This is a genomic window from Peribacillus sp. P4_C12 (assembly GCF_056402095.1).
In genome coordinates, this window is the sequence record NZ_JBFUIB010000729.1 from 1 (window position 1) to 1526 (window position 1526).

Genomic DNA, 1526 nt, shown 5'->3' on the forward strand with positions numbered 1-1526 from the left:
CCTGGAATACTTCCCATGCCTCCCAGAATGATAATGACGAATGCCTTCAAGATGACGAGATGTCCCATGCCGGGGAAAACGAGGTTAATCGGTGAAGCAAGAGATGAGGCAATGGCGGCTAAGCCACCAGATATCATGAAGGTCAGCATGGCGACTTTGTTGATGTTAATCCCTACAAGTGAAGCTCCTTCACGACTTTGGGACATCGCAATTATCGTTGAACCGGTATACGTTTTCTTGAGGAAAAGATAAAGCAAAATCATCACCACGATAGCAGAAACGATAATCAACAAGCGCTGCAGTGTGAACGTCAACCCCATGATGTTGACGACTTGATCGTAAGGAGAAGTCATTGTATGGAAATCGGCGCCCCAGACAAATTGCGCAAAGGCTTCAAGAAAAAGAAGGATCCCAATTGCCGCAATTTTATCGTGCAATGGCGGTGCCTCCCTTAACAGGCGGAACACGAAACGTTCCAATAGAACACCCATCAAACCAACAACGATTACGGATACAAACATAGCAAGCCAATAATTAACGCCATATAATGTCATCATTGATAATGTGATGTACCCTCCCAACATATAGAGAGCTCCGTGGGCAAAGTTCGGGATATGCAAAATTCCATATACAAGCGTCAATCCCAGGGCAACTAAACTATAAACGCTGCCAATTGTCAAACCATTAAAAAGCTGCTGGATTAAAATATCCATTTACTTCCTCCTTCTTAATTATTGAATTTTTATCATGCTATTTGGTTATTCCAGCTTCACAATCAAGGGCATGCCTAGAAAACCAGCCATTCAAAAAAGTGAGAAGCATCTATTCATTAATCAAACTGACGATTTTAGATTCTGTTAACGGCAACGGAATTCCAATACTGTTTACCCTACGTTCGCCCGATAATGGATTGCGACAAGCAGATGAAGAAGCCTCCGATAAACCGTAGCCTTCAATGATTCTTATTTTTGTTAGTCTCTCAAACTGATGTAACATCGTAGGAGACAACCGGGCTGAATCACAAAAACAGAGCAATAATGTATGCAAAGCATTATGAGTATCACCGAGTTGTTTGATTAAAGAGTTTTACATTTGGGGTAAGCCAGGAAAAATGGTCACTTTGCAAGTCTCGCTCAACTCGATTACCCGTTTAGCCTAAAACACGGGCACGATGACATTCGCTGCACCTAGCATAACAGCCAGGTTCATCGTGATAGTCATCATATACACATGATAAAGCGGAGAAGCCGTCATGATTACTTCCTCACCGAACTGAATCCTCGATTGAAGAACACTTTGGTTCTGAATCACATTGGCAACTAAATTAAAATGGGTTAGTTCCACACCCATTCTCTGTCYGGAAGTCCCACCTATATACAAAATCACAGCCATATCTACTTTTGGATTTATAGTTGCTTCCTCTACCTCTTTCGAAGGGGTATGGATAAGGTCATCAAGATATTCAAAAGGCAATTTGAGTTTTATTTCTTTATTATCACCACCTACATATATACAATGTCTGAAGT

General features: G+C 41.4%; 1 protein-coding gene and 1 pseudogene. Both read right to left on the reverse strand.

Annotation, left to right across the window (positions count from 1 at the left end):
* The coding region (locus AC1DUW_RS28455; protein ID WP_477644135.1) for a branched-chain amino acid ABC transporter permease at positions 1 to 713 on the reverse strand (713 nt) is incomplete at its 3' end.
* 109 nt (positions 714 to 822) lie between these two features.
* Positions 823 to 1392 (reverse strand): annotated as a pseudogene (locus AC1DUW_RS28460) (AMP-binding protein).
* Positions 1393 to 1526: the final 134 nt, after the last annotated feature.